Source organism: Komagataeibacter xylinus NBRC 15237, from assembly GCF_001571345.1.
Lineage (GTDB): Bacteria > Pseudomonadota > Alphaproteobacteria > Acetobacterales > Acetobacteraceae > Komagataeibacter > Komagataeibacter xylinus.
Genome location: NZ_BCTP01000009.1, coordinates 52,949 through 67,928, shown reverse-complemented (window position 1 = coordinate 67,928; position 14,980 = coordinate 52,949). Strand labels below are relative to the sequence as shown.

At 63.4% G+C, this 14,980-nt stretch carries 15 protein-coding genes, 1 tRNA gene and 1 riboswitch; of the genes, 13 read left to right on the top strand and 3 right to left on the bottom strand.

Annotation, left to right across the window (positions count from 1 at the left end; all coding sequences use genetic code 11):
* Window positions 1–113: 113 nt before the first annotated feature.
* The 10 genes from GXY01S_RS05705 to GXY01S_RS05660 all read left to right on the top strand — a co-directional run bounded on the left by GXY01S_RS05705 (window position 114) and on the right by GXY01S_RS05660 (window position 11,486).
* The gene (locus GXY01S_RS05705; protein WP_082770732.1) at window positions 114–977 is read left to right on the top strand and encodes a peptidylprolyl isomerase; all 864 of its coding nucleotides are present in this window, start codon (window positions 114–116) and stop codon (window positions 975–977) included.
* Between the two features lie 86 nt (window positions 978–1,063).
* On the top strand, window positions 1,064–2,299 hold the full coding sequence (gene argJ / locus GXY01S_RS05700; protein WP_061272874.1) for a bifunctional glutamate N-acetyltransferase/amino-acid acetyltransferase ArgJ: 1,236 nt from the start codon (window positions 1,064–1,066) through the stop codon (window positions 2,297–2,299).
* A gap of 222 nt (window positions 2,300–2,521) precedes the next feature.
* Window positions 2,522–3,124, top strand: a complete 603-nt coding sequence (locus tag GXY01S_RS05695) for an RDD family protein (RefSeq protein WP_061272870.1) — start codon at window positions 2,522–2,524, stop codon at window positions 3,122–3,124.
* A gap of 194 nt (window positions 3,125–3,318) precedes the next feature.
* Window positions 3,319–5,913 (top strand): mechanosensitive ion channel domain-containing protein, encoded by a 2,595-nt coding sequence (locus tag GXY01S_RS05690; protein WP_174520917.1) that lies wholly within the window; start codon window positions 3,319–3,321, stop codon window positions 5,911–5,913.
* The gene (locus GXY01S_RS05685) at window positions 5,906–6,640 is read left to right on the top strand and encodes a 2OG-Fe dioxygenase family protein (protein ID WP_061272864.1); all 735 of its coding nucleotides are present in this window, start codon (window positions 5,906–5,908) and stop codon (window positions 6,638–6,640) included. Before GXY01S_RS05690 ends, GXY01S_RS05685 begins: the two co-directional genes overlap by 8 nt.
* On the top strand, window positions 6,637–7,695 hold the full coding sequence (locus GXY01S_RS05680) for a hypothetical protein (protein ID WP_061272862.1): 1,059 nt from the start codon (window positions 6,637–6,639) through the stop codon (window positions 7,693–7,695). Before GXY01S_RS05685 ends, GXY01S_RS05680 begins: the two co-directional genes overlap by 4 nt.
* A 161-nt stretch (window positions 7,696–7,856) precedes the next feature.
* Window positions 7,857–9,047 carry an ABC transporter permease gene (locus GXY01S_RS05675; protein ID WP_370664427.1) on the top strand — a complete coding sequence of 397 codons (1,191 nt, stop codon included), beginning with the start codon at window positions 7,857–7,859 and terminating at the stop codon, window positions 9,045–9,047.
* Between the two features lie 5 nt (window positions 9,048–9,052).
* Window positions 9,053–9,856: an ABC transporter ATP-binding protein gene (locus GXY01S_RS05670; RefSeq protein WP_061272859.1), complete on the top strand. Its 804-nt coding sequence runs from the start codon at window positions 9,053–9,055 to the stop codon at window positions 9,854–9,856.
* Between the two features lie 5 nt (window positions 9,857–9,861).
* Window positions 9,862–10,815 (top strand): MlaD family protein, encoded by a 954-nt coding sequence (locus tag GXY01S_RS05665; RefSeq protein WP_061272856.1) that lies wholly within the window; start codon window positions 9,862–9,864, stop codon window positions 10,813–10,815.
* On the top strand, window positions 10,812–11,486 hold the full coding sequence (locus GXY01S_RS05660) for a PqiC family protein (protein ID WP_061272852.1): 675 nt from the start codon (window positions 10,812–10,814) through the stop codon (window positions 11,484–11,486). The genes GXY01S_RS05665 and GXY01S_RS05660 overlap by 4 nt, the downstream gene beginning before the upstream one ends.
* A 162-nt stretch (window positions 11,487–11,648) precedes the next feature.
* On the opposite strand, the gene GXY01S_RS17965 is transcribed toward GXY01S_RS05660, so the two are convergent.
* A complete protein-coding gene (locus GXY01S_RS17965) occupies window positions 11,649–11,834 on the bottom strand; it encodes a hypothetical protein (RefSeq protein WP_146222759.1) in 186 nt (61 codons plus the stop codon).
* 49 nt (window positions 11,835–11,883) lie between these two features.
* On the opposite strand from GXY01S_RS17965, the gene GXY01S_RS05655 reads away from it, so the two are divergent.
* Window positions 11,884–12,321: a hypothetical protein gene (locus tag GXY01S_RS05655; protein WP_174520920.1), complete on the top strand. Its 438-nt coding sequence runs from the start codon at window positions 11,884–11,886 to the stop codon at window positions 12,319–12,321.
* 112 nt (window positions 12,322–12,433) lie between these two features.
* Here the strand turns inward: GXY01S_RS05655 and GXY01S_RS17960 are convergent, their stop codons facing one another.
* A complete protein-coding gene (locus GXY01S_RS17960) occupies window positions 12,434–12,661 on the bottom strand; it encodes a hypothetical protein (RefSeq protein ID WP_129551418.1) in 228 nt (75 codons plus the stop codon).
* 304 nt (window positions 12,662–12,965) lie between these two features.
* Here GXY01S_RS17960 and GXY01S_RS05650 point away from each other — a divergent pair, with 304 nt between their 5' ends.
* The gene (locus GXY01S_RS05650; RefSeq protein ID WP_061272849.1) at window positions 12,966–13,364 is read left to right on the top strand and encodes a hypothetical protein; all 399 of its coding nucleotides are present in this window, start codon (window positions 12,966–12,968) and stop codon (window positions 13,362–13,364) included.
* A gap of 21 nt (window positions 13,365–13,385) precedes the next feature.
* Here the strand turns inward: GXY01S_RS05650 and GXY01S_RS05645 are convergent.
* A tRNA-Gly gene (locus GXY01S_RS05645) sits at window positions 13,386–13,459 on the bottom strand.
* Between the two features lie 119 nt (window positions 13,460–13,578).
* A riboswitch (SAM riboswitch) is annotated at window positions 13,579–13,659 on the top strand.
* Window positions 13,660–13,777: 118 nt separating this feature from the next.
* On the opposite strand from GXY01S_RS05645, the gene metZ reads away from it, so the two are divergent.
* Window positions 13,778–14,980, top strand: a complete 1,203-nt coding sequence (gene metZ, locus GXY01S_RS05640; RefSeq protein WP_061272988.1) for an O-succinylhomoserine sulfhydrylase — start codon at window positions 13,778–13,780, stop codon at window positions 14,978–14,980.

The window sequence follows — 14,980 nt, the reverse complement described above, 5'->3', positions numbered from 1 at the left end:
CCATACGGCCCTTGCAGGCAGGGCCGCCCTTCGCCATGATGCCTGCCGAACGCGTTCATAACTAGGGTTTTTTGCACATGCGGACTATCAGTCCGGCAAAGGCTGTCGCAACGATGGCCCTGCTTGCTTCCTCTTTCATCATTCCTCCTGCAATGGCGGCCTCCCCCGCGCCGGCGGCACCCGCCGCCCCGGCCACGGCAGACCAGAATCCGCTGCTCGCCAGCGTGAACGGGCAGGACATCCGCCTCAATGACGTGCGGCAGGCCATGGCCACGATGCCCGAGCAGCTGCGCAAGCTGCCCGACAACATCATCGTGCCGATCCTGCTCAACCAGCTCGTTGACCAGCGCGCCATCCAGCTTGCCGCCACCAAGACCGGGCTCGACAAGCAGCCCGACGTGCAGCAGCAGATGCAGCAGGCCTCGCAGGGCGCGCTGCAGAATGCCTACCTGTCGGCCCAGGTCGCCCCGACCCTGACCGATGATGCGGTCAAGGCGTATTACGACAAGAACTACGCCAACAAGCCCGGTGCTGAAGAAATTCATGCCCGCCACATCCTGGTCCAGACCGAGGCCGAGGCCAACGACGTGATCAAGCAGCTCAAGGGCGGCGCCGATTTCGGGCAGCTGGCCACCAAGCTGTCGAAGGATCCCGGCTCGGCCAAGCAGAATGGCGGCGACCTGGGCTGGTTCAAGAAGGGCGACATGCTGCCGACCTTCTGGGATGCAGCCTCCGCCATGCAGCCCAACAGCTACAGCCAGACCCCGGTGCACACCCAGTATGGCTGGCACGTGATCCAGGTGCTGGGCAAGCGCACCGCCCCCACCCCCACGCTTGACGCAACGCGCGACCAGATCCGCCAGAAGCTGATCCAGGACGGCGTGCAGAAGGCGGTTGCCAACGCGCTGGCACAGGTCAAGGTCGTGCGCTACGGCCCCGACGGCAAGCCCCTGCCTGAAAACCAGCCCGCCCACTAAAAGCGGCCTGCCGCGCGGCGGGGCCCGTGCCCTGCCGCGCCACCCGAGTTTTCCCCCCCTGACCCCGCACCGGAAGCCGACCGATCATGGCCAAAGCCCTGCCCGTCTCCCCCCTTGCCCAGCCCCTGCCCGAACTGCCGCCGCTGGCTGGCGTACGCTTTGGTGCAACCGAGGCCGGCATCCGCTACACGGGGCGCACCGATCTGGTCATGGCTGAATTCGCGCCGGGCACCACGGTGGCGGGCGTCTATACCAAAAGCAAATGCCCCGGTGCCCCGGTGGACTGGTGCCGCGCCGCCATGGCCGATGGCCGCGCCCGCGCGCTGGTGGTCAATGCGGGCAATGCCAATGTCTTTACCGGCCGGGCCGGGTTTGAAGCGACGCAGGCCAACGCGGCGGATGCCGCCCGCCTGGTCAACTGCGCTGCAACCGAGGTGTTCCTCGCCTCCACCGGCGTGATTGGCGAGGTCCTGCCCTACCAGAAGATTTCAGCCGCCCTGCCCGGCCTGTACGCAACCCTCTCGGCTGATGGCTGGGCGGATGCAGCCCGTGGCATCATGACCACCGACACCTTCCCCAAGGCCGCGACCCGCACGGCGAAGATTGGCGAGACCACGGTGCGCATACAGGGCATTGCCAAGGGCAGCGGCATGGTCGCCCCCGACATGGCCACCATGCTCTCCTTTGTCGCAACCGACGCGAAGCTGCCCGCCAGCGTGCTCCAGTCCTTCCTGACCGAGGGCGTGAACCGCAGCTTCAACTGCATCACGGTGGATTCGGATACCTCCACCTCCGACATGGTGCTGCTGTTTGCCACAGGCCAGGCGGGCAATGCCGAGATCACCGACCCCGCCTCACCCACGCTGGCCCATTTCCGCGCGGCCCTTGATTCGCTGCTGCTGGAACTGGCCCTGCTCGTCATCCGCGATGGCGAGGGGGTGACGAAGGTGATGCATGTTGTCGTAACCGGCGCCACCTCCGATGAATCGGCCCACAAGGTTGCCATGGCCGTGGCCAACTCGCCGCTGGTCAAGACCGCCGTGGCGGGCGAGGACGCCAACTGGGGCCGCGTGGTCATGGCGGTGGGCAAATGCGGCGAGCCCGCCAACCGCGATACGCTCTCCGTTGGCATTGGCGGCACATGGATCGCCGAAGGGGGCACCGTGGTGCCCGACTATGACGAAACCCCGGTCGTGGCCCACATGAGGGGCAAGGAAATCGAGATCACGATCGACCTTGGCCTGGCCAACGGCACGGCGCAGGCGTGGGGCTGTGACCTTACGCATGGCTATATCGACATCAACGGCTCCTATCGCAGCTAACAATTACTGATAAAAAACAAAAGTTTCCGGGCGCGGCCTTTTTTCAAAAAAGCCGCGTTCCTTTCGAAGCTTTTTGAAAAAAGCGTCACCAGAAACTTTCTTCTGTTTTTATACAGTCGCGCTGCCTGATGGGCGGCGTATTTTTTCCTGCTTCCGCTGCGCACCGCGCAATGGCATTGCTTTATGGGTGACCCCCTTGGCAGCCAGACAGGAATGCCCTGCATGACAAACCCGTTTTTCCGCCCTGCCTCCCCCACCGAGATCTGGACCTATGCCGGGTTCTGGATGCGCGTGGTCGCCCATGTGATCGATGGCCTCATCCTTTGGGCGGGGCTCGGGCTCATGGGCCTGCTGCTGGTGCCGCCGAGTGTTTCGGTCTCGATCTTTGACCCGCAGGTAACAGGCGGCAGCGGTGGGGACTACCGCATCTCCTACATCAAGCCCGTGGGCTACACGCAGGCTGACTACACCATCGTCTCGAGCATGCCCCACCTGCACTGGAACGGGAACGGGCTGTTCGAACTGGCGTCGATCCTGCTGCCAGCACTCTATTTCATCGTGTTTGAATCCTCGCGCTTTCAGGCCACGCCCGGCAAGCTGGCCTGCCAGATGCGCGTGACCGACCTTTATGGCAACCGGATCACGCCGCTGCGGGCCGCGGGGCGCTATTTTGGCAAATATCTCTCGGCGCTGCTGCTTGGCGTAGGCTTCCTCATGGTCATGTGGACACAGCGCAAGCAGGCGCTGCATGACATTCTGGCAGGCACCTGCGTGATCCGGCGCGAGGCCCGCGCCCTGGCCCCGCAGCCGCCCCAGTGGGGCTGAAAAACGCAAAAAAGGCATGCCAAGAATGCAACCATGCAGGCTTTGGCAATCTTTTGTCCTGATATTGCACGCTTTCAGGCGGTAGGATGGCACATCCCGCGCCCACTCATGGGTGGGGGTGCTGTGTCATTCGACAGGGGAGCCTGAACCCGCTCCGGCGGGGTTTTATATTTTCAAGGAGGTGAACAATCGGCATGTCAGCCCATTTCACGACGCGCGCCCATCCCGTATCCAGACAGTCCCGACGGGGCGGCATCCTGACAGTGCTGGCGGCTTTCCTGCTCGCCCTCCTGCCCTGCATTCCCCACGCCCATGCCGCCGACCCCGGCGCGGCCGCCGCCCAGGCCACGGGGCAGACCATCACCGCCCAGCAGGCCCAGCAGGTGCTCTCGGTGATGAACGACCCGCAGAAGCGCGAGGAATTCACCAAAACCCTTGATGCCATCGCCAAGGGCCTGCCCGCGCCGACCACCCCCGCCGCCGCTCCTGCCCCGGCTCCCGCCAAGAAGGCCGCCGCCAATTCCGACGTGGAGGTCGAGCCCGACAGCATTAGCAGCGAAACCATGAACGAGCTGAGCCACATACGCGATGTCGCGTTGAAGCAGGGCCAGAACTTCATGGCGCTGTTTGCTGACCTGGCCTTTGTGGGGCGGTGGGTTCACTCCATCCTGTCCAATACGGATTCGCGCCAGATCCTGCTTGATGCGATGGGCCGCGCGGGCATCATCTTCATCCTCGCCCTCGTGGCCGAGCGTGGCCTGTCCATCGTGCTGCGCAAGCCGCTGGCCAGCGTGACCGCGCGCGCGGTGGCAACCGAGCAGCGCCTGAACCAGCGCCTCGCGCGTGAGGACGCGGCGGATGCCGACCAGCCCAGCCCGCCGCCCGCCACCGCCGCCAATGCCCAGGCCGAGCAGCAGACCGAGCAGACCCGCGAGCAGGATGACCGCCAGCAGCATGAAACGCTGCGCATCATCACGCGCATTCCCTTTTCGTTGCTGCATTTCCTCATCAAGCTGCTGCCAGTCGCGCTGTTCTTCGGGCTGGGCTATGGCGCCTCCGCCCTGTTCACCACCACCAACCAGGCGGCGATGGTCACCATCACGCTCACCAACGCCTATGTCATCGCGCGCGTGATCTACCTGCTGCTCGAAACTGTTTTCGTGCCGCACTCGCCCACCATCCGCCTGTGCAGCGCATCCGACGCGACAGCGCGCATGGTCACGCGGTGGTGGAACTTCCTGGTGGCCGCACCTTCCATCGTGGTCTGCCTGTCCACGCTTGGCGGCGTGTTCCACATGCCCGCGCGTGGCACCGAGGCCATCATCCGCGCCGTGGTGCTGATCGAGCATATGCTGATCGCCATCTTCATCTGGCGCATCCGCCACCATGTGGGTGCCGCACTCCAGCCCTCTGGCCGCCTGCGCGAGAAGCCGTTCTGGATGTTCGTGGGCAAGATGGTCCGCTTCTGGTGGATTCCCGCCATGTTCTTCGACTTCGCGCTGTGGCTGGTCTGGGCCACCCAGATCCAGGGCGGCTATGCCTGGATCCTGCGCACGCTGTCGCTGACCATCGTGGTCATTCTGGGCGCGCGGCTGCTGTCGGTGCTGGCCTTCAGCATGCAGAACAAGATCTTCCACGTGCCCGAGGCGACCGAGAAGCGCTATCCCGGCCTGCAGGCCCGCGTGGACTACTACTACCCCATGGCGCGGCGCACGCTGTCGGTGCTGCTGGTGTTCTTCACGATCGTGCTGCTGCTCCAGTCCTGGGGGCTGCCGGCCATCCGCTTCTTCGTGCATGGCTCGCTGGGCACCAAGATCGTGGGCGCGATGCTGACGATCATGATCGCCTACACCATCGCCATCGTGGTGTGGGAAGTGGCCAACGCAACCCTGCAGAACCAGATCACCCGCTTCGAGACATCGGAACAGGCCTCGCGCGCGACACGGCTGCGCACGGTGCTGCCCATCATCCGCACGGTGCTGCTGACCTTCATCATCATCATCGTGACCGTGACCACGCTGTCGCAGATCGGCATCAACGTGGCCCCGCTGCTGACGGGTGCGGGCATCATGGGTGCGGCCATCGCGTTCGGTTCCCAGAGCCTGGTCAAGGATTTCATCACCGGCTTCTTCATGCTGGTTGAAAACGCCATGCAGGTGGGCGACTGGGTTACGGCGGGCGCCGTGTCGGGCACGGTGGAGCATCTGTCCATCCGCACGCTGCGACTGCGCGCGGTCAATGGCGACCTGCACATCATCCCGTTCTCGTCGGTCACCTCGATTGCCAATACCTCGCGCGACTACAACCTCGTGGTGGTCAGCTTCATGCTCGACCTGTCCGAAGACCCGCACCGGGTGGCCGCGATCCTGCAGGATGAACTGGCGATCCTGCGCAAGGACCATGTCTATGGCCCGCTCATCAAGTCGGATTTCTCCTTCCTCGGGCTGGAGCAGGCTGATGGCAATGGCTCCAAGTTCCTTGGCTCCATCCGCACCTCGCCGGGGTCCAAGTGGAAGGTCTACCGCGAGTATTACAGCCGCCTGAGCGCGCGCATGGTGAAGGAACAGGTCAAGTTCCCCACCCCCACCTCGCTCAACCTGCTGGCCAATGGCCCAACCGGCACGCTGCGCATGAACATGGAGGAGAACTTCCCCAAGGCCGCCCTCGAGAAGCCCGCACAGGCTGAAACCGGGGATGGCGCACCCGATGCGCCCAAGGCTGAAGGCGCAGGGGATGCGGCCCCCAAGGCCGACCCCGCGCCAAAGGGAAATGACCCCACCCATGGCTGAGGATACAGCGGACGCACTGGCCTGCCTTGAGGCCCCCCTGCGCGCGGATGGCTTTGCCTTCGTGCCCGCGGGGGCCATGCGCGCCCTGCTGGGCCAGCAGGCCGTGGCGGACTGGGCCAGCTTTGCCGCAAGCTGGAATCGGCTGGGGCTGGACCGCTACATGGCTGATGGTGGCCGCTACCGCCGCCGCCGCCATGCCACCTTCGCCATCACCGCCGAGGGCATAAGGCGCAAGAAGCACCAGCCCCACTACCAGAGCCGCGACTACAACGAGCTCAATGGCGGCATCGAGCGCTGGTTCCGCGCCATCGAGCCCGAGATGGGCAGCCACCCCGCGCTACTGGCCATCCTGCGGCTCATGCACCGCATCGTGACCGACCTGAGCGAGCCCGCGAACCAGCCCGATGTGTGGCACACCGAGGTGCACCAGTTCCGCATCGAGGCGCTGGAGAACAGCCCCGGCCAGCCCACGCCCGAGGGCCTGCACCGCGATGGCGTGGACTGGGTGATGGTGATCATGGTGCGGCGTGAAAACGTCATGTCGGGCGAGACCTCCATCCATGACCTGCAACGCACCCTGCTGGGCGGGTTCATGCTCGACCAGCCGCTTGATACGGCGGTGGTCAATGACAACCGCGTCTATCATGGCGTCACGGCGGTGCGCCCGCTCGACCCCGCCCGCCCGGCCTACCGCGATGTTCTGGTCGTGACATTCCGCCATCAATGAAGCAGGCCGGGTCCGGGCAGGCAGGCCCATGGCGGCGCTTTGCCCTGCTGGCCGGGCTGGCGATGGCGGTGACGGGGGGCGGGCTCTACCTGTTCATCGTAACCGTTGACCCGTGGAACATCCTGCCCTTTTCGCCGCCTCTTGCGCGCATACCCGTTACCTCCAACGCGCGCTACACCATGCCCGCGCTGGCGCACGCGCCGCAGTTTGACTCCGTCATTATCGGCACCTCGACCAGCCGCCTCATGCAGCCTGCGGTGCTGGGGCCGGCGCTGGGGGCGCATTTTCTCAACATGGCCATGAACAGCGCCAGCCCGTGGGAGCAGTCGCGCGAACTCGATGCCTTCGTGCGCACGCACCCCGCCCCGCGCGTTGTCCTGATCGGCATCGACGCCGCCTGGTGCCACCCCCGCCCCGGCAGCCTGAGCGGCCCCAACCGCCCCTGGCCGGAATGGATGTACGGCCACCCGCCAGCCGCGGGCTACCTGCACATGGCCAGCCTGTATGCCCTGCAGGAAGCCGCCAATGAGTTCTTGTGGCTGGCAGGCCGCAAGGCCCAGCGCTTCGGCACCGATGGCTATACAAGCTTCGTGCCGCCTGACAGCCAGTACGACCCCGCCCGCGTGCAGGCCATTTTCAGCCGCTGGGCGCCACCTGACACCACCCCCGCCCCGCCCGGCATGGCCGATACCCCGCCTGCGGGCATGGACCTGCTGGCCGACATGCTGGCGCGCATGCCTGCCACCACGCGGCGCGTCGTGTGGTTTCCGCCTGCCTCCACCTTCCTGCACGGCACGCCGGGCAGCGTGGCCGATGCGCGGCTGGAGGCCTGCCGGCTGGGCGTAAGCCAGGTTACGGCCCCCCGCCACGACACGCTCGTGCTCGACTTCAGCCACAACACCGCCCTGACCGCAGACCGGGACAATTTCTGGGATCCGCTGCATTACCGCCAGCCCGTGGCCCGGCGCATCATGGCCGATATCACCGCCGCCATCACGACCGGCCATGTGGACGACCCGGCGGTAGAGATGCCCCCCGCCCCCGCGCCGCCCTGAGCGCGGACGGGCCAAAGCCATGCGCTCCCATCGCGGAGCCTTCACGGCAGCGGGGCTTGTGCCGGGCGGGTCATCTGGTATGGAAAACAGAACACCGTGAGAGACCCGCCACCTGCCTGCCAGCAAACAGGCGGATGACGAGAACGGGGATCGTTTTGTGCATGCCGCCCCGCAACCGGGTGGGCGAGGTTGCGGCACTGAGGTTGGAGAGGCTGGTGAAAACGTCCGTCAATGGTGCGCCGCAATGGCATCTGCAGCCCGAGGCGAACCGGACCCTTGTTACATTGTCCGGGGACTGGATTGCACAGCAGGGCCATCTCCCCGACTTTCCGGAATCCGGGTTCAGGGATGTGCCACACGGCGAACCGGTTGAATTCAGCACCGACCAGCTTGGCAAATGGGATACCTCGCTGATCAGCTTCCTGTGGGAACTCAAGCGCACCGCCCGTGAAGACAACGTGCAGCTACGCATCGACACCCTGCCCGAGTCCGCGCGCAAGCTGCTCGACCTGCTGCCCGAGATCCCGCCTACGCCCGCGCCGCTGCCGCCGCATAAATTCCAGCCCGTTACCGCCGTGGGCCAGTTGACGCTCGATACGCTCGACGAGGTCGGCTGCGTGAGCGAAATGGGGGCCGCCGCCGCCAGGGGCGGGTTTGCCGCCGTGGTGGGGCGCGGCATGATGCGCACCGTGGACCTCATGTCCGACCTGAGTGCGGCGGGGCCTGCGGCGCTGCTGATCGTGGGCGTGGTCAACTTCCTTGTCGGCGCGATCCTGGCCTTCGTGGGGTCGGTGGAACTGCATAAATTCGCCGCCGACATCTATGTGGCGAGCCTCGTGGCCATTGCCATGGTGCGCGAGATGTCGGCAGTGATGACGGCCATCATCATGGCCGGCCGCACCGGTGGCGCCTATGCCGCGCGCATCTCCACCATGCAGGCCAATGAGGAAATCGACGCGCTGCAGGTGTTCGGCATTCCGGTTTCGAGCTACCTGATCCTGCCCTCGGTGCTGGCGCTCGCCTTCACCATGCCGCTGCTTTACCTCTATGGCTGTCTGATCGGCATGCTGGGCGGGTTCTTCGTCTCCTACATCATGCTCGATGTCTCGCCGCTGGGTTATTTTCATGAAACCCTGCAGGCGCTGCCGCTCGACCAGTTCACCTTCGGCTTCATCAAGAGCCTCGTGTTCGGCACCTTCATCGGGCTGACAAGCTGCCGCATCGGGCTCAAGGCCGGGCGGAGTGCGGCCGATGTGGGCATCGCGGCCACCAAGGCCGTGGTGGTGGGCATTGTGGGCGTGATCGCGCTGGATGCGGTCTTCGCGGTTATTGCCAATGTTATCGGGATCTGATCACCATGAATAACCAGATGCCCTCCACCGATGACCGCCCCGTCATGATCGACGTGAATGACGTGACGCTGGCCTTCGGCCCGCGCGTGATCCAGCATGATGTGTCGTTCCAGGTGCGGCGCGGCAGCATCTTTGCCGTGATGGGCGGCTCGGGCTGCGGCAAGAGCACCCTGCTCAAGAGCATGATCGGCCTGCTGCGCCCCACCCACGGCACCTACATGGTGCAGAAGGATAATTACTGGGCGGGCGATGATGATAGCCGCGTTCGGATCGGGCGGCGCTTTGGCGTGCTGTTCCAGAGCGGGGCGCTGTGGAGCTCGATGACCGTGGGCGAGAACGTGGCCCTGCCCATGCAGATGTTCACCAAGCTTGAACCACACGTCATCCGCCAGCTTGTGGAGCTCAAGCTGGGGCTCGTGGGCATGCTGCACGCCATTGACCAGTATCCATCCGAACTCAGTGGCGGCATGCGCAAGCGCGCGGGGCTGGCGCGCGCCATGTCGCTCGACCCTGACATCCTGTTCTTCGATGAGCCTTCTGCCGGTCTCGACCCCATTACCTCGGCCAGGCTTGATGAACTGATCCTGAACCTGCGCGACGGGCTGGGGGCTACGATCATCATCGTCAGCCACGAGCTTTCCAGCCTGTTCCATATCGCCGATGATGGCATCTTTCTTGATGCCGACCAGAAAACCGCCATCGCCCATGGCTCGCCCACCTGGCTGCGCGATCACTGCACCGACCCCACGGTGCACGCCTTCATGCACCGTGAACAGCTGGACAGTTCCAGCTCCCATGGAAACGGGTAAGGCGGATGCCCGGCAGGCAGACACTGATTGGCGCGGTCATGCTCGGGGTGGCGGCCGTGGGGCTTGGCGTGCTGGGGTTCAAGGGCGACCTGCCGCTGCCCGGTCGCAGCAGCGAGGCCGTGGTAGTGTTTGAAAGCCCCACGAACGGGCTGGATATCGGCTCGCCGGTCAATTTCCGCGGGGTGCCGGTGGGTGCGGTCGAGCGGATAACGGTCAAGGTGGACCCGGTCGATCACCACACCTACATGCCGGTCTATATCCTGTTCGACCCGGCCCATGCGCCAGGGCGGGGCGACCTGCCGCCGCTGCCGCAACTCGTGGCCAACGGGCTACGCGCCGACATGACGCTGCACAGCCTGGTCACGGGCCAGACCGAACTCGACCTTGACCTCGACCCCGAAACACCCGTGCACCTACACCCCAACCTGACCGACCTGCCCGAAATACCGATGGGCCAGACCGCGTTGCAGCAGCTTGAAGCGATGATGGTTTCCACCTCCATGGAGGGGCTGCGCCATGACTTGGCCACCGCGCTGGCCAGCGTGCATAAGCTTGTGGCCGACGTGAACGCCACCGTGCCGGGCATGATGACCAGCATTCATGACACCTCCACGCGCAGCGAGATGGCGGTGCGCCAGATCCGCGCCACCGTAATTGACGCGCAAAACCGGGCCAGCGTGACCATAAACAAGCTGGACCAGCTGATTGCCACCAATACCCACCAGTTCGAGGGCCGCCGTGCCGAACTGCTGGCGCTCATTGCCAATACGAGGCAAACCATGGCGCAATCGCGTGAAACCCTTGCTGGCCTGCGCGCCCTGCTCGACCCGCAATCGCGCGACAGGCTCAATCTGGACGATACGATGCGTGATATTATGGAAGCAGGCTACGGGCTGCGCGGATTCGCCAATGAAGTCGAAAGTAATCCGCAACTTCTGCTGATGGGACGCAATCAATGAAAACGCGCCAGCCCGCTCTCTCCCTTTCGCGCCTGTATCCGGCCCTGCGGGCGGGTGGTGGCCTGCTGCTGTCAGCCATGGTGCTGTCGGCCTGTTCCTCGGCCCCCGTGCGCTTTTACACGCTGGGCGCGCCTGCCATCGCCACGGGTGCGGAAACCACCTCTACCACCCCCATTACCGACAGCACGCCGGTCATCGAGGTCGAGCGAACCCGCCTGCCCGACTATCTGGACAGTCAGGACATGATGGTGCGCAATGGCCATGAGATCGAACGCAGCGGGCTCGGCCGCTGGGCCAGCCGTCTTTCCGTGGGGGCAACCGACCTCATCACCGCGCGGCTTGCGCAGAAATGGCCGAACCTGTTCGTGACCGACCAGCCCCAGCCCGACCGCCCCACCTGGCGCTTGCAGCTCAATATCAGCCGCCTTGATGTGAGCCGCGATGGTTCCTCCGCGCTGAATGCGGACTGGGCCATCATTCCGCAGGATTCGCGCCAGCCCATCCAGCGCAACCGCACCATCATCCTGGGCAGCGGGGCGACTGGCAGTAATGACAACATTGCCAAGGTGACCGAGGGCCTGCTGAACCAGCTCAGCGACCGCATCGAGGCAAGCTGGCCCACCACGGCAGCGCAACCTGCCGCCAGCACTGGCCATCATGGGCGGAACTGAGGTCTGTTTGGGGTGAAGCCTGCTGCAAACAGGCTTTCACGAACGTCGCCTTTTTAAAAAAAGGCGACACCCAAAAACTTTTACCTGTTTTAATCCGGTTCACCATGGATCGTTTTCAGGCGTCCAGTCTGGCGATCAGGGCCGTAGTATTGACGATGACCTTTAGCGATAATTTTCTCTGGTAATATCAAGAAGTTTTTGGTGAAGCTTTTTTTCAAGAGGCTTCAGGAAACACTGACCGTTTGAAAACGCGGCTTTTGCCACGGGCAGGAAGACGGCACGGAACCTTGAAGGGTGCCACGCATTGGGTTCGCAATGGTTCTGTCCTTGCGGGAGTATGCCCTTCATGTCGTGTATCCGTTCCCTGCTGCGCGCCCTCGTGCTCCCTGTCGCGCTCATGGGGCTGGCGGGTATGAATGCGGCATGGGCGGAAGGCGGGCCGGTGATCCTGGCGCAGCATCCCGGCACCGAACTCGACCGGCAAGCCCGGCTTCTGGTCTCGCCTGATCTGCATGATGCCGCCATGCAGAACGAGCGCCCGGTGCTGCTGACCGGCTCGGGCCGCCTGTCGGATGATCCGCCGCGCACGGCGCTGTTCGTGCAGTTGCAATCGGCCAGCCTGTGCGGCTCGGCGGGGTGTTCCACCTCCGTTTACCTGCCGGACGGGCGTAAATGGATACAGGTTCTGGATTCCGTCAGCGGTCCGATCAGCATCACGCCCGAGATGCATGCGGGCATGCATGACCTGCTGGTCGATGGCACGGATCGATGGATCTGGAACGGCACGACCTATACCGACACGCAGGCCACGACCGAACCGGCCCCAACCCAATAATAAAAACCAAAGTTTTTGGTAAAGCTTTTTTCAAAAAAGCTTTGAAAGACGCCGCCTTTTTGAAAAAAAGACAGCACCAAAAAACTTTTGTTATTTTAAATTATAGTCGTGTTCACCATGGATCGTTTTCAGGGGGCCATCCATTTTCTATTTTATCGATCAGCGCTATACCATTAACGATTATTTTCATCGGTAATTTTCTCTGTTCATTAGTAATATTTTCAACAGGCCACTCTTTTTCTCCATCCCAGAAACACCATAACGGCACATTTCTGGTGCTGAAGTCCGGTATTCCATAACGAAACACCGGCATTTCCCTGCCTTTTTCATCAAGCGGCACATGGCCACATTTATGGACGATCCTGCGCCGGTCCGCCGCGCCCAATGGAAAAAAATATGATGAGGGCAACAGGCAATTTCACGATTTCCGTCACATCTGGCGCGCCTTCATCAGGGCAAAAGCCGGAAAACACCCTGATCATGTATGAAAATTTCGGTATTTTCCTGATATATTGAAGGTAATACCTGCCATTCTTTGTATCGATGTAGAAAACATCCCCTATTTTACCATTTATCAATACCTGCCCAAATACCCGCTATCGTGTTAAACAGGACCACGATATTAATAATTAAGGCGACGGACAATGTCAGCGCGCAATGACAGCTTTCTTGAGCGCGTGGAAAACTGGTTTTATCAGCACATCGTCTGGAACATATCGCTATGGATACGCGACCCGAAACGCTATTACATGGAACGACGCGCCATAAAACGCTTCCCGCCCGGCACCATTATTGAAGATTGCCGTTACAGGCCGGCCATCATTCTGGAAAACGACCAGGGTAACCTGACATGCTGGGATATGTGCGAAGGGGGCCTGAGCGAATGCGCCCTGTTCCACTGCGGTATTGAAAAACTCAGGCCAGACTATGCTTTCGAGCTGGTCCGGAAATGGCGGGCGGGCGAGATGACAAAGGAAACCCTTTACCCCGATTACACCGCCCGGCACCCGGGCCGCTATGCCGATGGCATGCACCGGGACTGACCAACAATTTGCAAGGGAAGTTGGAGCGGGTGAAGGGAATCGAACCCTCGTATGCAGCTTGGGAAGCTGCCGTTCTACCATTGAACTACACCCGCAGGCCCGCCCTCATATACTGCACAAGCATGGCAGATGCAATCACCCCTTTAGGGGTCAGGCCAGCAGTTGACGCACCCGGCCCTGATCCGCAATAAGCATGCATGTCGGGGCAAGGTTGCGCCCGGGCCCTCGTGATTTGATACGGCCGGCTTGCGGCGAGGTAAAACATACGCGCTAAAGAGGCCTGATCCCGCCGGTGACAGGGCGCGGGCATCATGGTTTCCACGGTCGTGCACCGCCTTCGGGCCAGGCTGCCGGGCATCAACCGGCACTGGCCTGCCTTCACACCACCCTGTTTGCAGGAACTGCCACCCACCATGACTGACCAGCCCGACCCCAAATCCTTTCGCCCCGCAACGCGCCTGATCAACGCGGGCCTCGAGCGCACGCCCTATGGCGAGACCAGCGAGGCGATGTTCCTGACCTCCGGCTTTGTCTATGACAGCGCCGAGCAGGCCGAAGGCACCTTCACCGGCGATGTCTCGCACTACCAGTACACCCGCTTTGGCAACCCCACGGTGGCCAATCTCGAGCGCCGCCTGTGCGATCTTGAAGGCGCTGAAGCCTGCGCCCTGACCTCCACCGGCATGGGGGCCGTGTCCTCCGCGCTACTGGCACAGGTGCGCGCGGGCGACCGCGTGGTGGCCTCGCGCGCGCTGTTCGGCTCGTGCCACTGGATCGTCTCCGAACTGCTGCCGCGCTACGGCGTGGAAACGGTGTTCGTCGATGGCGGCGACATGGCGGCGTGGAAGGACGCACTGGGCAAGCCCACCCGTGCCGTGCTGCTCGAAAGCCCGTCAAACCCGATGCTCGACGTGCTCGACATCCGCATGATCTGCGACCTTGCCCACAAGGCGGGGGCGACCGTGGTGGTCGATAACGTGTTCGCCACCCCGCTGTACCAGAAGCCGCTCGAACTCGGGGCCGACGTGGTGGTGTATTCATGCACCAAGCACATCGATGGTCAGGGCCGCGTGCTCGGTGGCGCCGTGCTGGGCACGGAAAAATGGATCAACGAGGTGCTGCGCCCCTTCCAGCGCAATACCGGCAACAGCCTCTCGCCGTTCAATGCGTGGGTCATGCTCAAGAGCATCGAGACCCTGGCCCTGCGCGTGAACGCCATGACGCAGAACGCGGCCAAAGTGGCGGACTTCCTGGCCGAGGCCCCCGGCATTGCCCGCGTGTTCTATCCCGGCCGCAAGGACCACCCGCAATACGAACTGGCCAAGAAGCAGATGGCGGCGGGTTCCACGCTGGTGGCCTTCGAGGTCGAGGGCGGCAAGGCGGGGGCATTTGCCTTCATGAACGCGCTGCGGCTGATCTCGATCTCGAACAACCTTGGCGATGCCCGCTCGCTGGTCACGCATCCGGCCACGACCACCCACATGAAGCTCGCACCTGAAGAGCGCGCCCGCCTTGGCATTACCGATGGGGCGATCCGCTTCTCGGTCGGGCTGGAAGATGCCGATGACCTGATCGATGACCTCAGGCGCGGCCTCGCGGCGCTGGCCAACCGGTAA